This window comes from Paenibacillus sp. OK060 (assembly GCF_900101205.1).
In the GTDB taxonomy this organism is placed as follows: domain Bacteria; phylum Bacillota; class Bacilli; order Paenibacillales; family Paenibacillaceae; genus Paenibacillus; species Paenibacillus marchantiae.
Genome location: NZ_FNFR01000003.1, coordinates 279507 through 298298, shown reverse-complemented (window position 1 = coordinate 298298; position 18792 = coordinate 279507). Strand labels below are relative to the sequence as shown.

General features: G+C 48.4%; 12 protein-coding genes and 1 riboswitch. Of the genes, 3 read left to right on the top strand and 9 right to left on the bottom strand.

Annotated features, from left to right (window positions below; translation table 11 throughout):
- Positions 1–50 precede the first annotated feature (50 nt).
- The 4 genes from BLS14_RS13050 to BLS14_RS13035 all read right to left on the bottom strand — a co-directional run bounded on the left by BLS14_RS13050 (position 51) and on the right by BLS14_RS13035 (position 3685).
- Positions 51–953 (bottom strand): DUF4097 family beta strand repeat-containing protein, encoded by a 903-nt coding sequence (locus BLS14_RS13050; protein ID WP_176854495.1) that lies wholly within the window; start codon positions 951–953, stop codon positions 51–53.
- A gap of 2 nt (positions 954–955) precedes the next feature.
- Positions 956–1546 (bottom strand): HAAS signaling domain-containing protein, encoded by a 591-nt coding sequence (locus BLS14_RS13045; RefSeq protein WP_063567209.1) that lies wholly within the window; start codon positions 1544–1546, stop codon positions 956–958.
- Positions 1539–1868, bottom strand: coding sequence for a PadR family transcriptional regulator (locus BLS14_RS13040; protein ID WP_063567210.1), 330 nt, complete (start codon positions 1866–1868; stop codon positions 1539–1541). Before BLS14_RS13040 ends, BLS14_RS13045 begins: the two co-directional genes overlap by 8 nt.
- 272 nt (positions 1869–2140) lie before the next feature.
- Positions 2141–3685, bottom strand: coding sequence for an FAD-dependent oxidoreductase (locus BLS14_RS13035; protein WP_090952091.1), 1545 nt, complete (start codon positions 3683–3685; stop codon positions 2141–2143).
- Positions 3686–4065: 380 nt separating this feature from the next.
- On the opposite strand from BLS14_RS13035, the gene BLS14_RS13030 reads away from it, so the two are divergent.
- Positions 4066–6885, top strand: a complete 2820-nt coding sequence (locus BLS14_RS13030) for a glycoside hydrolase family 3 C-terminal domain-containing protein (RefSeq protein WP_090952088.1) — start codon at positions 4066–4068, stop codon at positions 6883–6885.
- A 126-nt stretch (positions 6886–7011) separates the two neighbouring features.
- On the opposite strand, the gene BLS14_RS13025 is transcribed toward BLS14_RS13030, so the two are convergent.
- From BLS14_RS13025 to BLS14_RS13010, 4 genes are all read right to left on the bottom strand, one after another.
- Positions 7012–7851: a methyl-accepting chemotaxis protein gene (locus tag BLS14_RS13025; protein WP_090952085.1), complete on the bottom strand. Its 840-nt coding sequence runs from the start codon at positions 7849–7851 to the stop codon at positions 7012–7014.
- Between the two features lie 364 nt (positions 7852–8215).
- Positions 8216–10564, bottom strand: a complete 2349-nt coding sequence (gene metE / locus BLS14_RS13020; RefSeq protein ID WP_090952082.1) for a 5-methyltetrahydropteroyltriglutamate--homocysteine S-methyltransferase — start codon at positions 10562–10564, stop codon at positions 8216–8218.
- Positions 10565–10782: 218 nt separating this feature from the next.
- Positions 10783–10981: riboswitch (cobalamin riboswitch) on the bottom strand.
- Between the two features lie 256 nt (positions 10982–11237).
- Positions 11238–11747 carry an anaerobic ribonucleoside-triphosphate reductase activating protein gene (gene nrdG / locus BLS14_RS13015; RefSeq protein WP_063567215.1) on the bottom strand — a complete coding sequence of 170 codons (510 nt, stop codon included), beginning with the start codon at positions 11745–11747 and terminating at the stop codon, positions 11238–11240.
- On the bottom strand, positions 11744–13705 hold the full coding sequence (locus BLS14_RS13010) for an anaerobic ribonucleoside triphosphate reductase (RefSeq protein WP_090952079.1): 1962 nt from the start codon (positions 13703–13705) through the stop codon (positions 11744–11746). Before BLS14_RS13010 ends, nrdG begins: the two co-directional genes overlap by 4 nt.
- Positions 13706–14079: 374 nt before the next feature.
- Between BLS14_RS13010 and BLS14_RS13005 the strand changes: the two genes are divergently transcribed.
- Positions 14080–15717: a hybrid sensor histidine kinase/response regulator gene (locus tag BLS14_RS13005; protein ID WP_063567217.1), complete on the top strand. Its 1638-nt coding sequence runs from the start codon at positions 14080–14082 to the stop codon at positions 15715–15717.
- Positions 15718–15764: 47 nt separating this feature from the next.
- Here the strand turns inward: BLS14_RS13005 and BLS14_RS13000 are convergent, their stop codons facing one another.
- The gene (locus BLS14_RS13000; RefSeq protein WP_090952076.1) at positions 15765–16778 is read right to left on the bottom strand and encodes a LacI family DNA-binding transcriptional regulator; all 1014 of its coding nucleotides are present in this window, start codon (positions 16776–16778) and stop codon (positions 15765–15767) included.
- A gap of 300 nt (positions 16779–17078) precedes the next feature.
- Here BLS14_RS13000 and BLS14_RS12995 point away from each other — a divergent pair, with 300 nt between their 5' ends.
- Positions 17079–18725: a cellulase family glycosylhydrolase gene (locus tag BLS14_RS12995; RefSeq protein ID WP_090952074.1), complete on the top strand. Its 1647-nt coding sequence runs from the start codon at positions 17079–17081 to the stop codon at positions 18723–18725.
- Positions 18726–18792: the final 67 nt, after the last annotated feature.

Genomic DNA, 18792 nt, shown 5'->3' with positions numbered 1-18792 from the left:
GACTAGCATTTAATTATACTATATTACCCACAGTTCGAATATTTGCTTCATCATGATTGTTTGATTTTGATACTGCCTGAGGTAGTGCGAGCTTTGATGACCTCACGGCTTACCATGGGGGAATCAGGTATATTTACATCACCGGAAGTGGCCTGTGCATCGTAAATGCCGTCAAAATCGGGCGCTGCCTGTATGGAAATATCTCCTGACTGTCCCGATACATCAATTGGACCGGAAACTTCTTGCTCAATTTTCACACTACCGGAAGTGAAGTTAACATTTGCTGCACCGTTCAATTGCGTAATTTTGGTATCTCCCGACTGTACACTTCGGGTCACATCGCCATCAATGCCATTCAGCGTGAAACTTCCGGACGTTTGTTTGACTTCCATATCTCCTGCAATTGATGCAGCTTTAATGTCTCCTGAAGTTAGATCGAGTTGAATGATTGGTACGGTAATGTCCTGAAGGTGAATGCTTCCAGACGTAGTGTTAAGGTCCAAGGTATTGGCATGCAGACCCTTCAGATCCAGGTCACTGGAAGAAGAGACGATGTTAACTTCATCCAGCTGATGTCCTTCAGGTAACGCTACTGTGATCGTTTGCTGCTGATTATTCCAATAAAGGGTGAAAAATTGCAAACGCAAACGCTCTTCCTGGTTTAACGTAAAGGTTCCATCCGTGATCGAAGCCTGTTTAAAAGCTTCAATGGTGGCCGGGTCCCACTTTCCGTCGACTTCAATGTAGCCATTGGAATCCGGACTGACAACGAATTCAATATCTGCGCTTAAGTTGGCATTCATCATGATATTGTGCAGCTCATCATTTTTGAATTCCCAACGTTTGGAGTAGGGTTCTCTCTCGTCTCCGAACTGAACTCCGTATATGGAGGTTCCGAGCAAACCGATGCCGATACATAGTATCGCTAAAGCGATCCATTTTTTGGTGCTCATGATTAGACATCTCCCTTCATCGTCTTTTGATTCCATCTTATATACTGAAGAGTGATCAACTTAAAGGCTGTAAACACCCTTTTTGTCGCAATGGCGAATAGAATGCCTATACCGAATACTCCAATCGAAACGAATAATTCAGAATACTCGAAATGGCCGAGATATAAGAAATCCACAGCAACAGCAACCGGGGCTACGACCAGCAGCGACAAACTGGCAATCGTGAGCCATACCGACCACAGAGTCAGTCCTAGCGGAATCGCGAGTATGATGTTCAAGAAAAAAAGTCCGATTGCCGTGAAGAAGTTGCGTGCAGCTCGATTTCCCTTCTTTTGCTGTGAACGCATTTCTTCGAATGTCCGTGCGTAGAACGGATCAGATCCTGGCGTTTGTGCATCATACCGGTCACCGAGCGCTTCTTTGGCAATCTCGATCGGATGCCCCAGTTCCCGTGCAATCTCTTCTTCCGGTCTTCCTTCTCTTAATCCCATCTCAAAATGCTGTTCATAATCAGCGAGCAATTCTGCCCGTTCCAGCGGGTCCATCGGTCTTAAATGAATCTCCATTGCCTGCATGAATTGTTGTCTATTCATTGGGGGTACCTTCCTCTATAAGATTTGCGACATTGCGCACAAAACCATTCCATTCATTCGTCAGAGTCTTCATATAGTCACGGCCGGTATCAGACAGTTTGTAATACTTACGTGGTGGTCCTTCACTGGATTCCTGCAGGTAAGTCGTACAATAGCCGTCATTGACCAATCTTCGCAAAAGGGGATACAGCGCACCTTCCGCCACTTCAATATGCTGGGATACAGCCTGAGCCAGTTCGTAGCCGTAACGATCCTGGCGGTTGATTAACACGAGGACGCATAGTTCCAGCACCCCTTTTTTGAATTGAATATTAACATTCACTTGGGTTCCTCCTTGTTGCTCTATCCAATCACTAGTGTGTATTGTTCAGTAGTCGTAAATTCATCATAGCATCCGGTACTGTTTAATGCAAGGTAGTGATTTTAAAATAGTTCCGTATCACGATGTCCCGCTAAGTTGGATTAACTTCGTTTTCTCGCTATTTTATCTATAGATCAGCATACGCAAAACCCGAATCGGTTACTTCCGTCTGAAGGCGGATTCCGATCCGGGTCTATGGGATGAAGATATACGCATGGGGGTATCAGCTTGGTTTATTCTTGTGCTTCCAGCATCTTAAGGTCTTTAACGGCAGGTCCTTCAATGACTTTGCCCGCGTAATCGTAGCGTGATCCGTGGCATGGGCAATCCCATGAACGTTCCCCGGCATTCCATTCGACTTCACAACCCAAATGGGTGCAGGTGGTATCCACAAGAAAGAGTTTGCCAGTCGGGTCCTTATAGGCGCCAGCACGTTTGCCGTCATGGCGAACAACAGCCCCTTCATCGTTGCCGAGTTCTCCCGTGTTCTTGTGAATAATGCCGACTTTGCCAGAGATCAGTTCCGCGGCTACATTGACATTCTCTACAAGGAAGTTTTTCACACCAGGGTCTACCTTGAATCTTGCAGGATCGAATACTGCTGCGTAAGAGTTATCTCGTCCAGTAATCCGGTCTGTAAGGATATGTCCAGCCATCGTTCCTGTGGTCATGCCCCATTTGGCAAAGCCGGTAGCCACATAGACACGTTCATGTCGTCCAGTAATTGGCCCAATGTAAGGGACCTTATCGATGGAGATCAGATCTTGAGCTGACCAGCGGAAAGGGATGTTATGAATGCCAAATGTATCGGCTGCATAACGCTCCAAATTTTCATAATGACCGACAGTGCATATGCCCTGTCCGGTTTTGTGATTTTCTCCTCCAAAGAGGATGTGTTCCTTCCCTTTATGAATGACGGTACGCAGGGAACGATAGGGTTCATCGTCAGAGATATACATGCCACCTGTGAAAGGTTTCTGAGGTTCAACAACAACAGCATAGGAACGCTCGGCGTGCAGCCTTGAAAAATAAAATCCGGGGTCATAGACCGGGAAATGGGAGGCAACAACGACATGTTCGGCCGTTACGGATGGACCATTCTCATATGTCCGCACATGTAGCGAGGCATCTTCCTCCACATCGGTTACCGTTGTATGTTCGTAGATGCGGACACCTTGCTTGACTGCGGATTCCAGCAGGTAATGTAAATAACTAAGCGGGTCAAAGCGAGCTTGTCCCGGCATCTTAATACCTGCTCTGGCCGGAACAGGGATGGGAAGGGGATCAACCCATTGACCAGGAATATTCAGCTTGCCATAGGCAGTCAGCTCAATCTCCAGCTTCTTGAGATTCTCCTCGGATTGAATGTAGACATAGGCTTCTTCCTCTGCCCACTGGCAATCAATCTGTTTCTCTTTTATCAGATCGCGCATCCACTTGGCAGCTGTTGCATTGCCTTCATAATACATGCGGGCCTGTTCTTCTCCAAAATGATGAAGCAATTCATCAAATATCACGCCATGCTGTGCCGATACCTTGGCCGTTGTATGGCCTGTTGTGCCATCCAGTACTTTTCCAGCTTCAAGCACGACCACGCTCATTCCTGTCTGGGCCAGCAAATAAGCTGTTGTGATACCTGCAATTCCTGCACCAATAATGGCTACATCGGCGGTTGTATTTTCTGTCAGTTTCGGATATTCATTGAATGTGTTTGTCGCTCTCCACAGGGATTCCGGTATGGAAGGCAAACCTGTCGGGGGCTGTTGATGCTCACTCACTTGATTTTCCTCCTTCAATATTCTTCTTCATTAAGGACTATGCTTAGCTCAATAAGTACGTCATATCTATACTCCTATCCATGATTACCATACTGTGCCAGAATAAAACGATTGTCCGCATACTTTCCTGAGGAAAGTTCACATTTTCCTGTGAAGCCCCCCTGTTTTTTTTGCTAAACATGCTATATGATAGATTTACCGAAACCGTTTTAGTAAATGAAATGAAGAGTTAACGACGGCTCGTAAAGTGCTTGTTCTAAAAGGTTAAATCTTCGAATCGTGAGGTCGGATATGTCAAGAATACATCGTATTAATTTATCAATTATGTATCCGCTATCATTCTAAATAAATCAATGAATTCCCAAAGGAGATTCCATATTATGACCAACCAAACGAAATATCCGTTTCAGGATACAACGATCGAACTGGATACACGTGTAAAGGACCTCGTGTCCCGTCTGTCGGAAGATGAGAAAATCGAATCGATGCTGCAATACCAACCCGCAGTTGAACGACTGGGTATCGCAGCATATAAACACGGTACAGAAGCAGCCCATGGTCTGGCCTGGCTTGGCGAAGCGACTTCCTTCCCGCAGCCAGTAGGGCTGGCGTGTACCTGGGATGCGGACCTGATGAAAGAGATCGGCTCCGTGATCGGAGACGAGGCACGTGTATTTTATAAACGCAATCCAGCAGTAAACGGTCTGACTCTGTGGGCACCTACGGTTGATATGGAGCGTGATCCACGTTGGGGGCGGAACGAAGAAGCTTATGGTGAAGACCCGGAACTGACTGCTGAACTGACAACGGCGCTGGTTAAGGGAATCCAGGGCGACCATCCGAAGTATTACAAGGCGGTTGCTACGTTGAAGCATTTCCTTGCAAACAATAATGAAGTGGATCGTGGCAGTGGTTCATCAAGTATTGATCCGCGCAACATGCGTGAATATTATCTGAAAGCGTTCGAGAAACCGTTCAAAGAGGGCGGCGCACAATCAATGATGACCGCGTACAACTCTATTAATGGTACACCGGCATTGCTGCATCCGTTTGTAAACGAGATTGTGAAGGGCGAATGGGGCATGGATGGCTTCATCGTGAGTGATGCAGGGGATGTCATGGGGATCAAGAACGATCATAAATACTATGATTCCCATACACCAGGTACAGTAGAGTCCGTCAAAGCCGGAATTGACAGCATTACCGATGATGCCGATCTGTCGAAGCAGGCGCTGCGCGAAGGACTGGAGCAGGGCACACTCACAATGGAAGACATCGATCTGGCGTTGTTCAATACGTTCCGTGTGCGTTTCCGTCTAGGTGAATTTGATCCGGCTGAGGGCAATCCATATGCTTCGATTGGTGAAGAAGCGATGATGACGGAGAAGGCGAAGGCCCTTTCACTGAGAGCAGCGAGAGAACAAGTTGTATTGCTCAAAAATGATCAAGGTACGCTTCCACTGGATAAAAAAAAATCCGGCAAAGTGGCTGTGATTGGTCAACTGGGTGGAACAGTCTATCGCGACTGGTATGCAGGCACCATGCCATATAGCGTATCCCCGCTTGAAGCGATCAGCGGCAAAGTAGGCGGCGACAAGGTTGCATTCAAGGATGGCAATGACCGCATTACATTGACTTCAGTGGCAAGCGGTAAGGCTGTCGGATTGGCTGAGGATGAGAAATCATCCATCATTACTTCGGGAAATGCGGAGACATTTACACTAAGTGACTGGGGCTTTGGCAGTTACACGCTGAAGGCAGACAGTAATGGGAAATACCTGACGACGGATGAAGAAACGGTTACGGCATCGGCGGATGAAGTATATGGCTGGTTTGTGAAGGAAGTATTCCATCTGTTGCCACAACAGGACGGAAGCGTCGGGCTGACGACTTGGAACGGTAAAACAGTAACGGCACCCAATGGTGGAAACGATGCGTTTGCGGTATCCGAAGAGATGAAATCTTTCGGTGCTACGGAAACGTTCAAAAAGGATATTGTGGTGAATGGGTTGGAGGAAGCGGTAGCGGCGGCGAAGGAAGCGGAGACAGCGATTGTATTTGTCGGCAACAATCCACTTGTGAATGGTAAAGAAGAGATCGACCGCCCAAGTCTGGACCTGGCTGAATCCCAGCAGCTGTTGGTTGAAGCCGTTTATGCAGCGAATCCAAATACCGTTGTAGTTATCGTGGGAAGTTACCCGTTCACGTCCAACTGGGTGCAGGAGAACATTCCGGCTGTATTGTATACATCCCATGCAGGACAAGAGTTGGGGAACGCTGTGGCTGACGTATTGTATGGCGATTATGCACCAGCAGGCCGCCTGAATATGACGTGGGTGCAATCGGCAGATCAGCTGACCGATATCAGAGACTACGATATCATTCAATCCGGACGTACGTATCAGTATTTTGAAGGTGATGTACTATATCCATTCGGACATGGATTAACGTATGCATCGTTTAAATACAGTAATTTGGAACTGAACCCGGCCCAAGCTGGAGTCGAAGAGACCATTACTGTGCATGTGGATGTGACGAATACAGGAACGATCGCCAGTGATGAGGTTGTGCAGTTGTATGTGCGTGCCGGGCAGTCCCGTGTTAAACGTCCACTCAAAACGTTAAAAGGTTTCCGTCGTCTTCATATTGAAGCTGGGGCTACAGTGAAAGTCAGCTTCACACTGCCAGTTCAGGAACTGGCGATCTGGGATGTAACCCGTGATCGCTATGTGGTCGAAAGCGGTACCTACTCCATTATGGTGGGCAAATCTTCTGCTGATGTTCAGCTTGTTGCTGACCTGACGGTACAAGGGGAGACTATTCCTTCACGTAATCTGGGTGTGGCTACACGTGCCGAGAATTACGATGCATACTTCGGTGTGGATCTGGATGAGAGTAAGGAAGGCGGAACTTCTGTCCGTGTGACTGGTGAACAAGGCTGGATTGCCTTCAAGGATGCAGATCTGGGCAGCAATGCAGCAGCGCTTGAAGCTCGTGTATCATCAGAGCAGGTAGATGCGGTATTGGAAATTCGACTGGGCGCACCTGACGGTACACTGGCAGGACGCGTGGAGCTGGCACAGGGTAAGGCACAGCAGTGGTCCACGGTTAAGGCAGACCTGAAAGGTGTATCAGGTCAACAGGATGTATACCTCGTGTTGTCCGCAGGAGTACGTGTCAGCCATTTCGAGATTCATTAAGTCGGATAGAATAACATTAGTAAGATGACCAAGATGGAATGATAGTAAATGAAAAATCCTCCGAAGAGATTCGGAGGATTTTGTTTGTGCATTTGGTTGAGTGGGTTAGGAGTTTCTTTTTCCTTTTTACTTTCCGTCAAATGTAATCAGTTTGTGCACAAATTGTTTCAATTGTTGGTTCGTTGCATTCAACTGCTCAATCGTGCTCATAAAATTGTTAACTAGTTCCGCTTGCTCCTGAGAACTCGCGGTAATCTCCCCAAGTTCATTCTCCATCCCCTGAATGGATTGGCGGACGGAGAGGAGGGACTCTTCAATACGCGTGGTCGCTTCCTTTGTATCTACGGACAGCTTGCGGATTTCCTTGGCGACAACGCCAAATCCTGCACCTGCTTCACCGACACGAGCAGCTTCGATGGCGGCATTCAGGCCGAGCAGATTCGTTTGCTCCGAGATTTCACGGATGAAGCTGGCGACCTGAGTCACGTTGCCTGATTTCTGTACAGCTTGTTTGGAGTTGTTGCGAATTTCTTCGGTGGTGGCGCTCAGCTCCTCCGAATGTGCAGCTACGTGCTGAACGCTGTCAATCAACTGGTTGGTCAGGTTTTCGGTAGCATTCATGAGCTGCTGCAGCTGATCCTGATCATCCATACTATAGAGCAGGTTGAATATAGCGATGACCTCGCCTTGTTCATTTTTGATCGGAAGGTAGGCGACATCAAACGGCACTCCAAATAACTCCTTCGGGTAATGATCAAATTGTTTGTCCGTACCGCCTTTCAGATCGGCAAAATCACGATTAGACTCGAGCAGTGGATCACCTGCTTTGAACTCCAGTTGTTTTAACGACTCTCCTGCGGAAAAATACAGGAATTTCTCCCGGTCAATAATGGAAAGGGTTACATCTTGGCGAATCGTATCCCGAAAAAAGGGCATACATGCGATTAGTGATTGAATCATATCCATTGGAAAGGTCCATCTCCTCAATTTTCTGATCTGATAAACGATTGTTTTAAATTGTTATTTAATAACTGCCTATATCATATATCGTCATGCAATAAGGAATAAAATAGAGAGAAATGATAATATATGATCCTTTAGAAGAGTTAGCTGCAGTTTCAAATACTTTTAGCTTCTGCATGGTTGTTCCGGGTGTACCGGACGGTAACTGGCAGGACACGTTGAACTGGCGCAGGAGTACGTGTCAGCCATTTCGAGATTCGTTAAGTCGGATAAAAAAGACATTGCCAGATAAACAAATAGAATGATAGTAAATGACAAAAGCCTCCGAAGGAATTCGGAGGCTTTTATTTGCATTCTCAAGCTTTGTTTAGATTGAGGAATCAGCGGTTACCCGTTCTCTTGCTGTACGAGCAGCATCCACCATGATGCTCAATGCATCTACGACTTCCGCTTTACCACGTGTTTTCAGTCCGCAGTCAGGGTTTACCCAGAACAGATCTGCTGGCAGCACTTGAAGTGCACGCTCAATCATATTCAACATCTCGTCCTTGCCTGGAACACGCGGACTGTGGATATCGTATACACCGAGTCCGATGCCTTTGTCATACGTATTCTGCTCGAAGCTGCCTACCAGTTCCCCATGGCTACGGGATGTTTCGATCGAGATCACATCTGCATCCAGGTCGCTGATGGCTTCAATAATATCATCGAACTCGCAGTAGCACATATGGGTATGCACCTGCGTTGTTGGTTTTACGGTAGCAGTAGCTAAACGGAAGGATTCCACGGCCCATTGCAGGTACTCATCCCACTTGCTCCGTTTGAGCGGAAGTCCTTCACGCAGAGCTGGCTCATCGACCTGAATCATCTCAATGCCTGCTTGCTCGAGCGCTTCAACCTCGTCGCGAATGGCGCGAGCAATTTGGTAGGATACTTCACTGCGTGGAATATCCGAGCGGACAAAGGACCAGTTCAGGATCGTTACCGGACCTGTGAGCATGCCTTTCACCGGTTTGCTGGTCAGTGTCTGGGCATAGGCCGTTTCTTTCACCGTCATCGGTTCATTGAACAGTACATCTCCGTAGATTACAGGTGGCTTCACGCAGCGTGAGCCGTAGGACTGTACCCAGCCATTTTTGGTGAAGGCGAATCCGGTCAGCTTCTCACCGAAAAACTCAACCATATCGGTACGTTCGAACTCACCGTGTACCAGCACATCCAGACCAATTTCCTCCTGGATAGTAATCCATTCTTGGATCTGTTCACGTACATAGGCATCATATTGCTCCGCATTCCATTCCCCTTTACGGAAGAGTGCACGTGCTTTGCGCACGTCTGCCGTTTGCGGGAAGCTGCCAATGGTTGTTGTTGGCAGCAGCGGGAGCGACCATTTTTGCTGCTGCAATTCGCGTCGCTCATGGAATGACGCGTTGCGAAGCAGCTGCTCATCAGCATGCACCCCTGCAGGCGCACCACTCAGGCGTGTCCGTGATTCGGACTCGCTCAGCAGGCGCACCGCTTCGGTGCTTGCCTGGGCGCGGCGGCTGGCTTCAGCCAAAGCCGCTGCTTGGTCCGCCTGCTTTGCACCGCCGGACAACAACGTGCCGAGCGTCGCTATTTCCTCCAGCTTCTCGTCGGCAAAGGCCAGGGCATTGCGCAGTACCGGATCAAGCGCGCTCTCCTGAGCGGCAGTAACCGGTACATGCAACAGGCTGCAGGAAGGCTGAATGATCAGCTTGCCTTCGGCTGCGAATTCAGCCACCTGCTCCAGCAGCTTCGCCGTCTCTGCGAGATCGGCACGCCAGATGTTGCGCCCGTCGATGACACCGGCGCCCAACCATTTATCCTGCGGGAAGCCATGCTCCCGCAGGCTGGCGAGGTTGCCTTCATAGCCGTGGACCAAGTCCAGGCCGATTCCGGCAACAGGCAGTGCTGTCACGACCGGATAAGCTTCCACCGATTCGAAGTACGTTTGAAGCAGCAGCTTCAATTCCGGTGCAGCTTGTGCTAAGGCAGCATACACCTGTTGCAGCAAGGCTTCATCTTCGGAAGAGACAGCCAGCGTCAGAGCAGGCTCGTCGATCTGTACCCACTGTACGCCTTCTGCTTGAAGCTCAGACAGAAGCTGGGCGTATACGGGAACGAGGCGTGTGACGATCTCTGCGAAGCGTTCCGCGTCATAGCCTTTGGCGAAACGTACATACGAGTACGGACCGACTACGACCGGTTTACCTTCCAGCCCAAGCTCTTGCTTCGCTTCGCGATAGGCGGCAAGGGGTTTATTTTCAAGCAATGCAAATGCAGTATCATTATTAATCTCAGGAACGATGTAGTGATAGTTGGTGTTCAGCCACTTGGTCATCTCACAGGCTGTTGCCTGATCATTACCCCGGGCCATGGCGTAATAAGTAGAAACGGATACCGGTCCGCCTGCATGGTTAAAGCGCTCAGGAACGACGCCAAACATCGCCGATACGTCAAGAATATGATCATAGTAGGAGAAGTCGCCCACAGGAATCAGATCGAGCTGCTGTGCCTGCTGTTTCTTCAGATCCTGCAACCGAAGTGTGGTCAGCTCCTGATGAAGCGTAGATTCATCGATTCGGCCAGCCCAGAAGGACTCCAGTGCTTTTTTCCATTCGCGTCCCGCACCGATACGGGGGTAACCAAGGTTGCCTGTCAGTACTTGTGGCTGTTGTTGCTGTGATTGCGACATGTAAAATTCCTCCTCATTTATAATAGGTAACTCATCAAGTTGAAGCTATTGTGGTGTGTTTCTTTTGAAAGCATCAAAAAAAGGCATTCCTTCCGATTCCATACCCCGAGAAACAGGCATCATGAATGACGACTGTGCACAAAGATAGAATGGGAAAGAACACCTGCTATAAGTAGTTGTAGCGGTTGCTCTAACACCTTCCTATCTTCCGTAGGTCATGCGATGCTGTCGAAACAGGCAGGTCTCCTGGCTTGCGGATCATGGTCATATGCATTCCTTCCCGGTGGTTACACCAGTGGATTATATGCACAGACTCCCCGTATACAGTGGCGGGACCGCGACGGATTTACACCGTGCTTCCCTTTTAAGCCTGAACACGCATGTAGCGCGGTAGGCACCTGTTTCCGTGTGCAGAAATGTGCGTACACATCTCTGGCTATGAAATTGGCGACCAAGCATAGATGATAGATTGTATCATGATGCAATCGTCGTATACTTGCTCTTATGCTACCAATCATAGACGATAACCTAAGGGCTTGCAACATATATCATTAATCCGATCGGAAATAAAATATTGCTCTATGAATCCTAGATATATTGGCAGATTTGACTCCTTAAAATGAACCATATCATCGCCCACGCTGTGCTTGATCCCCCTCAAATAAAAAAATCGTTACCATGCATCTAACTGCATGGTAACGATTGTCCGGCCTGCCATTGTTGCACCCACATTAACGATGCGCTGATTACGACTGCCACGAAAAGGAAGAGACACATCACGTTCAGCTGCGATATAAGGCCCATCGATAATGACGTCGCATAGCTGGGATAACTCCGCCCGTGACGGGTCTGTAATCAATTCCTCATACACAAACCCCGTGTATGCCCATACAGTCAGATCAGGTCGTGCAGCCCGAAGCTGCCGAACCCAGGAGGCGCATTCTGCCGCAGAGAAAAAAGGATCACCTCCGCATAACGTTACCCCTTCCAGCAAGGGATGAGAGGTTACCTCATGCAAAATCTGCTGCTGCCGCTCCTCCGTAAATGGTTCGCCTGCACGGAAGTTCCATGAGCCGGGGCTAAAGCAGCCCGGACAGGCATGACGGCATCCGCTGATGAACAACACGGCACGCAGGCCAGGCCCCTCATTCACCGATTCCGGAATGTAACCATACAGATTCACCGATGTTTCACCCGGTCTCTCACTTCGGCCTGCTTCGCCCCATTGAAGCGCACTTTATAGTCACCGGTCAGATATCCCGTCACCCGGCGCAGCCGCTGGAAATGCACGTGGGTTTCATGAGCCTCACATCCGGGACATACATCTCCAATAACGCCCTCATAGCCACAGGACGGACAGCGGTCAATCGGATGATTAATGGAGAAATACCCGATGTCCTGGGCCAGCGCGTATTGAACGATTCGTTGGAAAGCGGCTGTATTGGCCCTTACGTTCCCGTCGAGTTCGACATAAGAGATCGCTCCGGCATTACATAGTGAGTGGAAGGGAGCTTCCAATTCAATCTTGCGATAGGCAGGAAGGGAATGATAGACCGGAATGTGAAATGAATTGGTGTAGTATTCCCGGTCATTGACCCCCGCGATGCTGCCGTATCGCTCACGATCAATCTTGGTGAATTTGCCGGACAGTCCCTCGGCGGGCGTAGCGAACAAGGTGATATTCAGGTTATGCTGCTCACTCATCCGGTCACAGAATTCTCTCATCGTACGAATGATATTCAAGGCTTCTCGATGTACATGGAGGTCTTGTCCATGGTGACGGCCATATAGAGCGGTCATACATTCAGCAAGTCCGATAAAACCAAGGGATAACGTACCATGTTTCAACAGATCGGCGACCGGTTCATTCGGAGCCAATTGTTCACCGCCTTCCCATACTCCTTCCCGCATCATGAAGTCCGATGCTTTGGCAGGCTGGTTCATCTGAATTCGATACCGGTGCAGCAGTCCATCCGTAGCATTGTGCATGACCGATTCCAGCGCCGTATAGAAGCCAGCCCGGTCAGCGATGGCTCTTGCTCCCTGGCAGATCCCATATCGAATGCCGAGCTTGACCAGATTGATGGTGTTAAAGGACAGATTGCCTTTGCCGCTCTGACGATTGCGTCCGAAGCGATCAGCCAGTGTGCGTGTCCGGCATCCCATCGTCGCAATGATCGTATCGGGATCTTCCGGTTGATAATAGGGAAGGTTGAAGGAAGCATCCACATTGACAAAATTCGGATACATGCGCCGTGAGGAGCAGGTCACAGCAAGCCGGAACAAGTCGTAATTCGGATCTCCCTCAGATTGATTAATTCCTTGCTTGCACTGGAAAATATGTTGTGGGAACACGGGCGTTTCTCCGTTACCCAGTCCCCGAATGGTCGCTTCCAGCAACGACCGGGACACGAGCCGACCTTCGGCTGAAGTGCACAGCCCGTAGTTCAGCGAAGTGAACGGAATCTGTCCCCCAGCACGACTGCTCATGGTGTTCAGATTATGGATCAGAGATTCGGCAGCCTGTTCGGTCTCCAGTTCCGTTTCTTCACAGGCAAAGGCGAAGGCTCGAGGACACTTCTCCTTTGCTTCATCGCTATCCAGATGCAGTTGCTCATCCTCAATTGGGGCAATCTCCCCAAACAGCCGTTGCCCCTTCCGATAATGCTTACGGAACGAACGCTTCACATAAGGTGCGAGATCCCAGTCGATTTTATTGGCGGATACACCGCCGTACTGGCTGTTTTGCTGGGATTGAAAAATAATGGCCACCAGTGCCATGGCAGACATGATTGTCTGTGGTGTACGAACCGAACCGTTGCCGGTATTGAATCCGGAGGCCAGCAGTCGGTCAAACGGAATAAAGATACAGTTGGTCGTCCCAAGGGCATACTGATCCAGATCGTGTACATACAGATCGCCGTTCTCCACAGCTAGAGCGAGCTCCTTAGGCAGCACATGACGCAGAGCATGCCACTTGGCGGTCTCCGAACCGAGCCTGCTCATCTTGCCGCTGAACGAGTCTCCGTTCAGATTGGCATTCTCCCTCAGCGTATCGGCATCTTCAGCACCAATAATTCGTCTTCCTAGGTCAGATAGAAGATCAGATGCCGGTGGAGAGGCATACTCAAGCATGTTCATATCAGTTCCTCCTAAATAATGAAATTGAAATTGTATAGGGATAATGTCCATTCATTGAACACTACATGTAGAGTTTCTTTATCCATTTATAAACTATATATTGTTATTTAGGTGTGATAATGATCACATGGGAGAGGCTGATCGACTGTCATGATTTATAGCCCTGAATGATAATTGTTTTCAAAGCTGGAGGGTAAGCGTATAATTTCTATTTACCGTGCAAGTTCAGTTGACGATGCTTGAAAAAAGGATAGAAAACTTCATATATGAATAGTTTGTGACAGCTGTTTTGGAACATTTGATCCCTCGTTAATCGATTGAATCATACTGTGGGATACGGATTTGAAGTGCAGCTAAAACAAGAGGGGTGAATCATGGGAACGTTAGGCATTACAAGGGGCTTCTATGAAAATATACAGGAAGCCGCATCCCATATTGTAGATGTATTAAGCGGTATATTAAAGGTGAACACCATTTTCGTTGCCACGAATGATGGCGTGACGAATGTTATTATGGAAGCTTTTAACCGCGAGGAAGAGTTGATCGCCAAAGGTAGTGAACTTCCATTTGAAGCGTCATATTGCAGCTTGGTCTTAAGAGATAAGGGCAGCAGTCTGATCATCACGGATACATGTGAACATCCCCTTACGAAATCAATGGACGTAACAAGCGGACTGGGCAATCGTTTCTTTGTGGGGATTCCCATTATGCGGAGATCCGGGGAAACGTTCGGCACGATCTGTCTGATGGATGACCCTGATTATGTGATCAGTGAAACGGATATGAAAACACTGCAAGCCATGGCCGTTTTTCTCGGATATGTTGTGGATCTGGAAGATACGCTGCAAGTTCAGGAACAGAAGCTGAGTGATTCGGAGCAACTACAAGAGCAGTTGCAGGCAGAGAAGGAACGTGCGGAGTCTGAGGCAATGACCAAGACGCAGATGCTGTCGCTGATGAGCCACGAAATACGTAATCCGCTGAACGGCATTCTGGGATTAACGGATCTGATGCGTACACCAGATATGTCGGACGAGCAGGCAGAATATGTGAATATGATTGAAACCAGCGGTAACATACTGCTCTCCCTGCTGAATAATATGATGAGTTTTAACGTCAATGACGCAGGCAAAACGGTTGTACACGATGATCCATTTGATCTGGTAGCCACGATTGAGAATACCGTTTATCTCTATGCGGGACTGGCGCTGAGCAAGAACATTGAGCTGGGATTGAACCTTGATCTGAATGTGTCCCAGGTTTTTGTCGGGGATGAGATCAAGATCGGGCAACTATTGGCCCATGTCATTCAGTATGCTCTAGATTCAACACGGACAGGTTCGGTATTGGTTACGGCAACCGTAGCTGGTGGAGATGCAGAGGAGGCAGGTACGCTTCAACTCCATGTGAAGTACACCGGACGTATGTTGTCTTCGGACAATAAGCTTAGATCATTTAACAATTTGGATGGAAATATAAGTACACAGAAGCTGGTAGGAACCAATCTCGGTTTGGCGGTCAGCCAGAATCTTGCCATCCTAATGAACGGCCGTATTCAGGTGCATGGCATGGGAGACAAGGAGACAGAATTCGAGATCTGCCTGCCGCTCCGCAGACATTGGGAACTGCCTCAGCTTGCCAATATTCAGCATCGACTGAAGGGCAAAAAGGTGCTGCTTGCCAAGGACCCTGACATTCTGCAAGGGGCCTCTTCCCTGATGCGCAGATGGGAGATGGATGTGCATATGACCTCAGTTACCACCGAAGCGTACGACTGGATTCAGGAGGGCTTTAAGCCTGATGTGGCCGTTGTGGATATGGGACTGTTGGAGGGTGGTGCTGTGGATTTTGTACACAAGCTGAAGCGCTTGGTTACAGATTCACCGGTCATTGTTCTGATCCCGTATGGCATGCATATCGATCCACATGAAGCGGAAGTCTTCGATGCGGTCCTGACCAAGCCGGTGAAGCAGGCTGATTTGTTGAATGCGTTAAGCATCATTGTGCATTAAGAATATGTGAACATATATTAAACTGGCGCACCTGTTACGGGTGCGCTTTATGTTGTTATTTTGAAGGAAGAGGAAGCTCGAACAAGCAGCTCCGAGTCGACTTTAAATACACGTTTGTCCTGAAAGTCATTTGTATTCATCATATCAATCATCTTCTCCATAAGAATGGCCCCCATCGTATACTTGGGCTGGTTCACCGAACTTAGCGTAGGATGAATGTATTTGCTGATTCGATTGTTGTCCACACCTACGATAGCCAATTGCTCAGGGATGCGTATCCCGTATTCCATACATGCTTTGTATACACCTAGCGCCATTTCATCATTAGCCGCATATACAGCGGAGAAGGACAGGCCTTTGTTAAACAGTCTTTTGATGGCCTCGTACCCACCTTCCTCATTGAAGTTCCCATTCTCGATCAGTTCGGGACGGAACGGAATCTGATGATTGCGCAGGGCCTTCAAGTAACCTTCTAGCCGTTCATAGCTGTCAATTGCTTCAGGATAACCGTTTAAGAAAACGATATTTCGATGTCCGGCCTCAACAAGATGCTGAACAACTTCCTGGGAGAATTTCACGTTGTCCGTATATATACACGGGATCTGATCATGTTCGATATATTTGCCAACGATGCCAATGCGATACCCCTTATCCGCAAGCTGGAATAATTCCTCATCCGCCAGCATGGGCGTGATAATGATGACACCGTCAATGGTTCGATCCAGCAGCAAATTAAGATAATCGACTTCTCTCTCTTTCAGGTTATGAGCATCACATATAATGACCTTGTAATGGCGGGCATAGGCGATGTTCTCAATGCCTTTAATAATTTCGGCATAATAGGAGTTGTTAATATCGGGAACGATTACGCCAATTGTCATGGTTCTCTGTGAACGAAGATTCTTGGCTGCTGCGTTGGGGTGATATCCCAATTGCTCGATGGCGCGCATCACCTTATCTTTGGTCTTGGTGCTTACTTTGCTGTGCTGATTAATGACCCGCGATACGGTTGCCGGGGACACACCTGCAATGGCAGCTACATCAATGATTTTGACATCCATATTCTTCACAACTCCAAATAAGTGATTGACAATTAATTCAAATTCATTATAATTCCAATTGAAAACGATTACAAGTTATAACCGATTGAAACAATAATTGGGATAGTGGAGGAATAAAGGGTTTAATATTCAATAAAATGTAATCGATTTCACTAACTCCAGTTGTGATAAATAGCGGACATCCATGGATTGTCCCCCTCGTACACCCGCTGTTTATATAGCATTACCGTTACCTGTCGTGAGTGCTGCATCCTGGTTCAGTCATACCTCAAGATATGACCATTTAAGGGAGGCGTCAACATGTTGAAGAAGAGCACTATTATGCTATTGTGCAGCTGTCTGCTGCTGGGACTGCTGGCTTCGGCCGTAGGTTCACCGAAGGCCAGTGCGGCTTTTGGATCAAGGGATTTCCTGAAGGCTAACGGGACGGTTGTTCGCAATAATTCGGGTACAGGTAACGTGGTAAATCTGCGTGGTACAAACTTGGGTGGCTGGCTGCTGCAGGAAGAATGGATGACGCCATCCGGGGCGGTAGATGAATACACGCTGCGTCGCACGTTGACGAATCGTTTTGGAGAATCGGGTGCACAGAGCCTGATCAATGGATATCAGGACAACTGGATTCAGGCTGGTGATCTGGATAACATCAAGAACTGGGGCATGAACGTTGTGCGTGTGCCGATCTATTGGGAGGATTTTATGAACACCAGCGGTGTCATGAAGCCTGATTCGGTTACGTTCCGCAAACTGGATTGGCTGATTGATGAAGCGGGCAAACGGAACCTGTATGTCATTCTCGATCTGCACGGTGCACCGGGAGCCGCCTGTCCATGGCATTCCTGCGGTCAGGAGAATTCCAACCAACTGTGGACTAATTCTACATACCAGAACTGGACTATTCAGATCTGGGAACGGATGGCGACACGTTACAAAGGTAATCCAACTGTTGCTGCGTACGACTTGCTCAATGAACCTCTGGTAACCATGGGAACGGGTGAAAATGCAGCTCAAATCAAGCAAAAGATGGATTTCTATGACCGGATGTACAAAGCCGTCCGTGCCAAGGATGCCGATCACATGATCATCATCGCAGCATTCTTCGACTGGTGGGCAGCTTCACCACCAACGACTTATGGCTGGACGAATGTGATGTATCAGACGCACCATTATCAATTCACGGATTATAACAACTGGGATCTGACCAATTCGGAGATGGATCGCTGGCTGAAGGATATGGCGTCCTATCAGAAGAATTGGAACGTTCCAGTGTTAGCGGGCGAGTTCTCGTTTGGTCAGGATGATCTGACCGAGAAGTGGCTGTCTGGTCTGAATGCACTGAATGCTTCATGGACGAACTGGAGTTATAAGGTCAAAGGCGGCGGAACTTGGGGTTATTACAATAACAACAACAACCCGGCACCGAACCTGAATACGGACAGCGCGGCAACAATTGCTTCCAAATGGAGCAAGTTCACAACGGCGAACTTTGCCTCTAATACTTCGTTCCAGAATGTGGTCAAAAAACATACGGGAACGGCTCCTTTTACAGAGACATGGTCCAGCCTGAAAGCCAATGCCAACGGCACATTTGTTAGCGCAGAGAATGGCGGTGCAGATGCACTGGTAGCCAATCGGGATACTGCCGGACATTGGGAGCGGTTCAAAATCATCCAGAATTCGGATGGTACGGTATCCTTCCTGTCGATGAGCAACATCAAATATGTGCAAGCAGATCTGAATAATGGCGGGCGCTTGATCGCCTCGGCCACGTACCCATCCACATGGGAGAAGTTTACCCGTGAAGATCTGGCTGGGGGATTGGTTGCCTTCAAATCCCTGGCGAACGGTAAATATGTCAGTGCGGATCTGAATAACGGAGGCGTGCTGTCTGCCAATCGTAACGCTGTGGGCGGAGCATGGGAACAATTTAACGTAACAGCTAACTAAGATTAACTAGTGCCCATTCATTAAAATGTGGTGACTGGGTAATATTTGACGCGTGTCGTGGCTCCGC

Coding starts and splice junctions, on each gene's coding strand:
- BLS14_RS13050 (WP_176854495.1), bottom strand. CDS start 953: ATGAGCACCAAAAAATGGATCGCTTTAGCGATACTATGTATCGGCATC.
- BLS14_RS13045 (WP_063567209.1), bottom strand. CDS start 1,546: ATGAATAGACAACAATTCATGCAGGCAATGGAGATTCATTTAAGACCG.
- BLS14_RS13030 (WP_090952088.1), top strand. CDS start 4,066: ATGACCAACCAAACGAAATATCCGTTTCAGGATACAACGATCGAACTG.
- BLS14_RS13025 (WP_090952085.1), bottom strand. CDS start 7,851: ATGGATATGATTCAATCACTAATCGCATGTATGCCCTTTTTTCGGGAT.
- metE (WP_090952082.1), bottom strand. CDS start 10,564: ATGTCGCAATCACAGCAACAACAGCCACAAGTACTGACAGGCAACCTT.
- BLS14_RS13010 (WP_090952079.1), bottom strand. CDS start 13,705: ATGAACATGCTTGAGTATGCCTCTCCACCGGCATCTGATCTTCTATCT.
- BLS14_RS13005 (WP_063567217.1), top strand. CDS start 14,080: ATGGGAACGTTAGGCATTACAAGGGGCTTCTATGAAAATATACAGGAA.
- BLS14_RS13000 (WP_090952076.1), bottom strand. CDS start 16,778: ATGGATGTCAAAATCATTGATGTAGCTGCCATTGCAGGTGTGTCCCCG.
- BLS14_RS12995 (WP_090952074.1), top strand. CDS start 17,079: ATGTTGAAGAAGAGCACTATTATGCTATTGTGCAGCTGTCTGCTGCTG.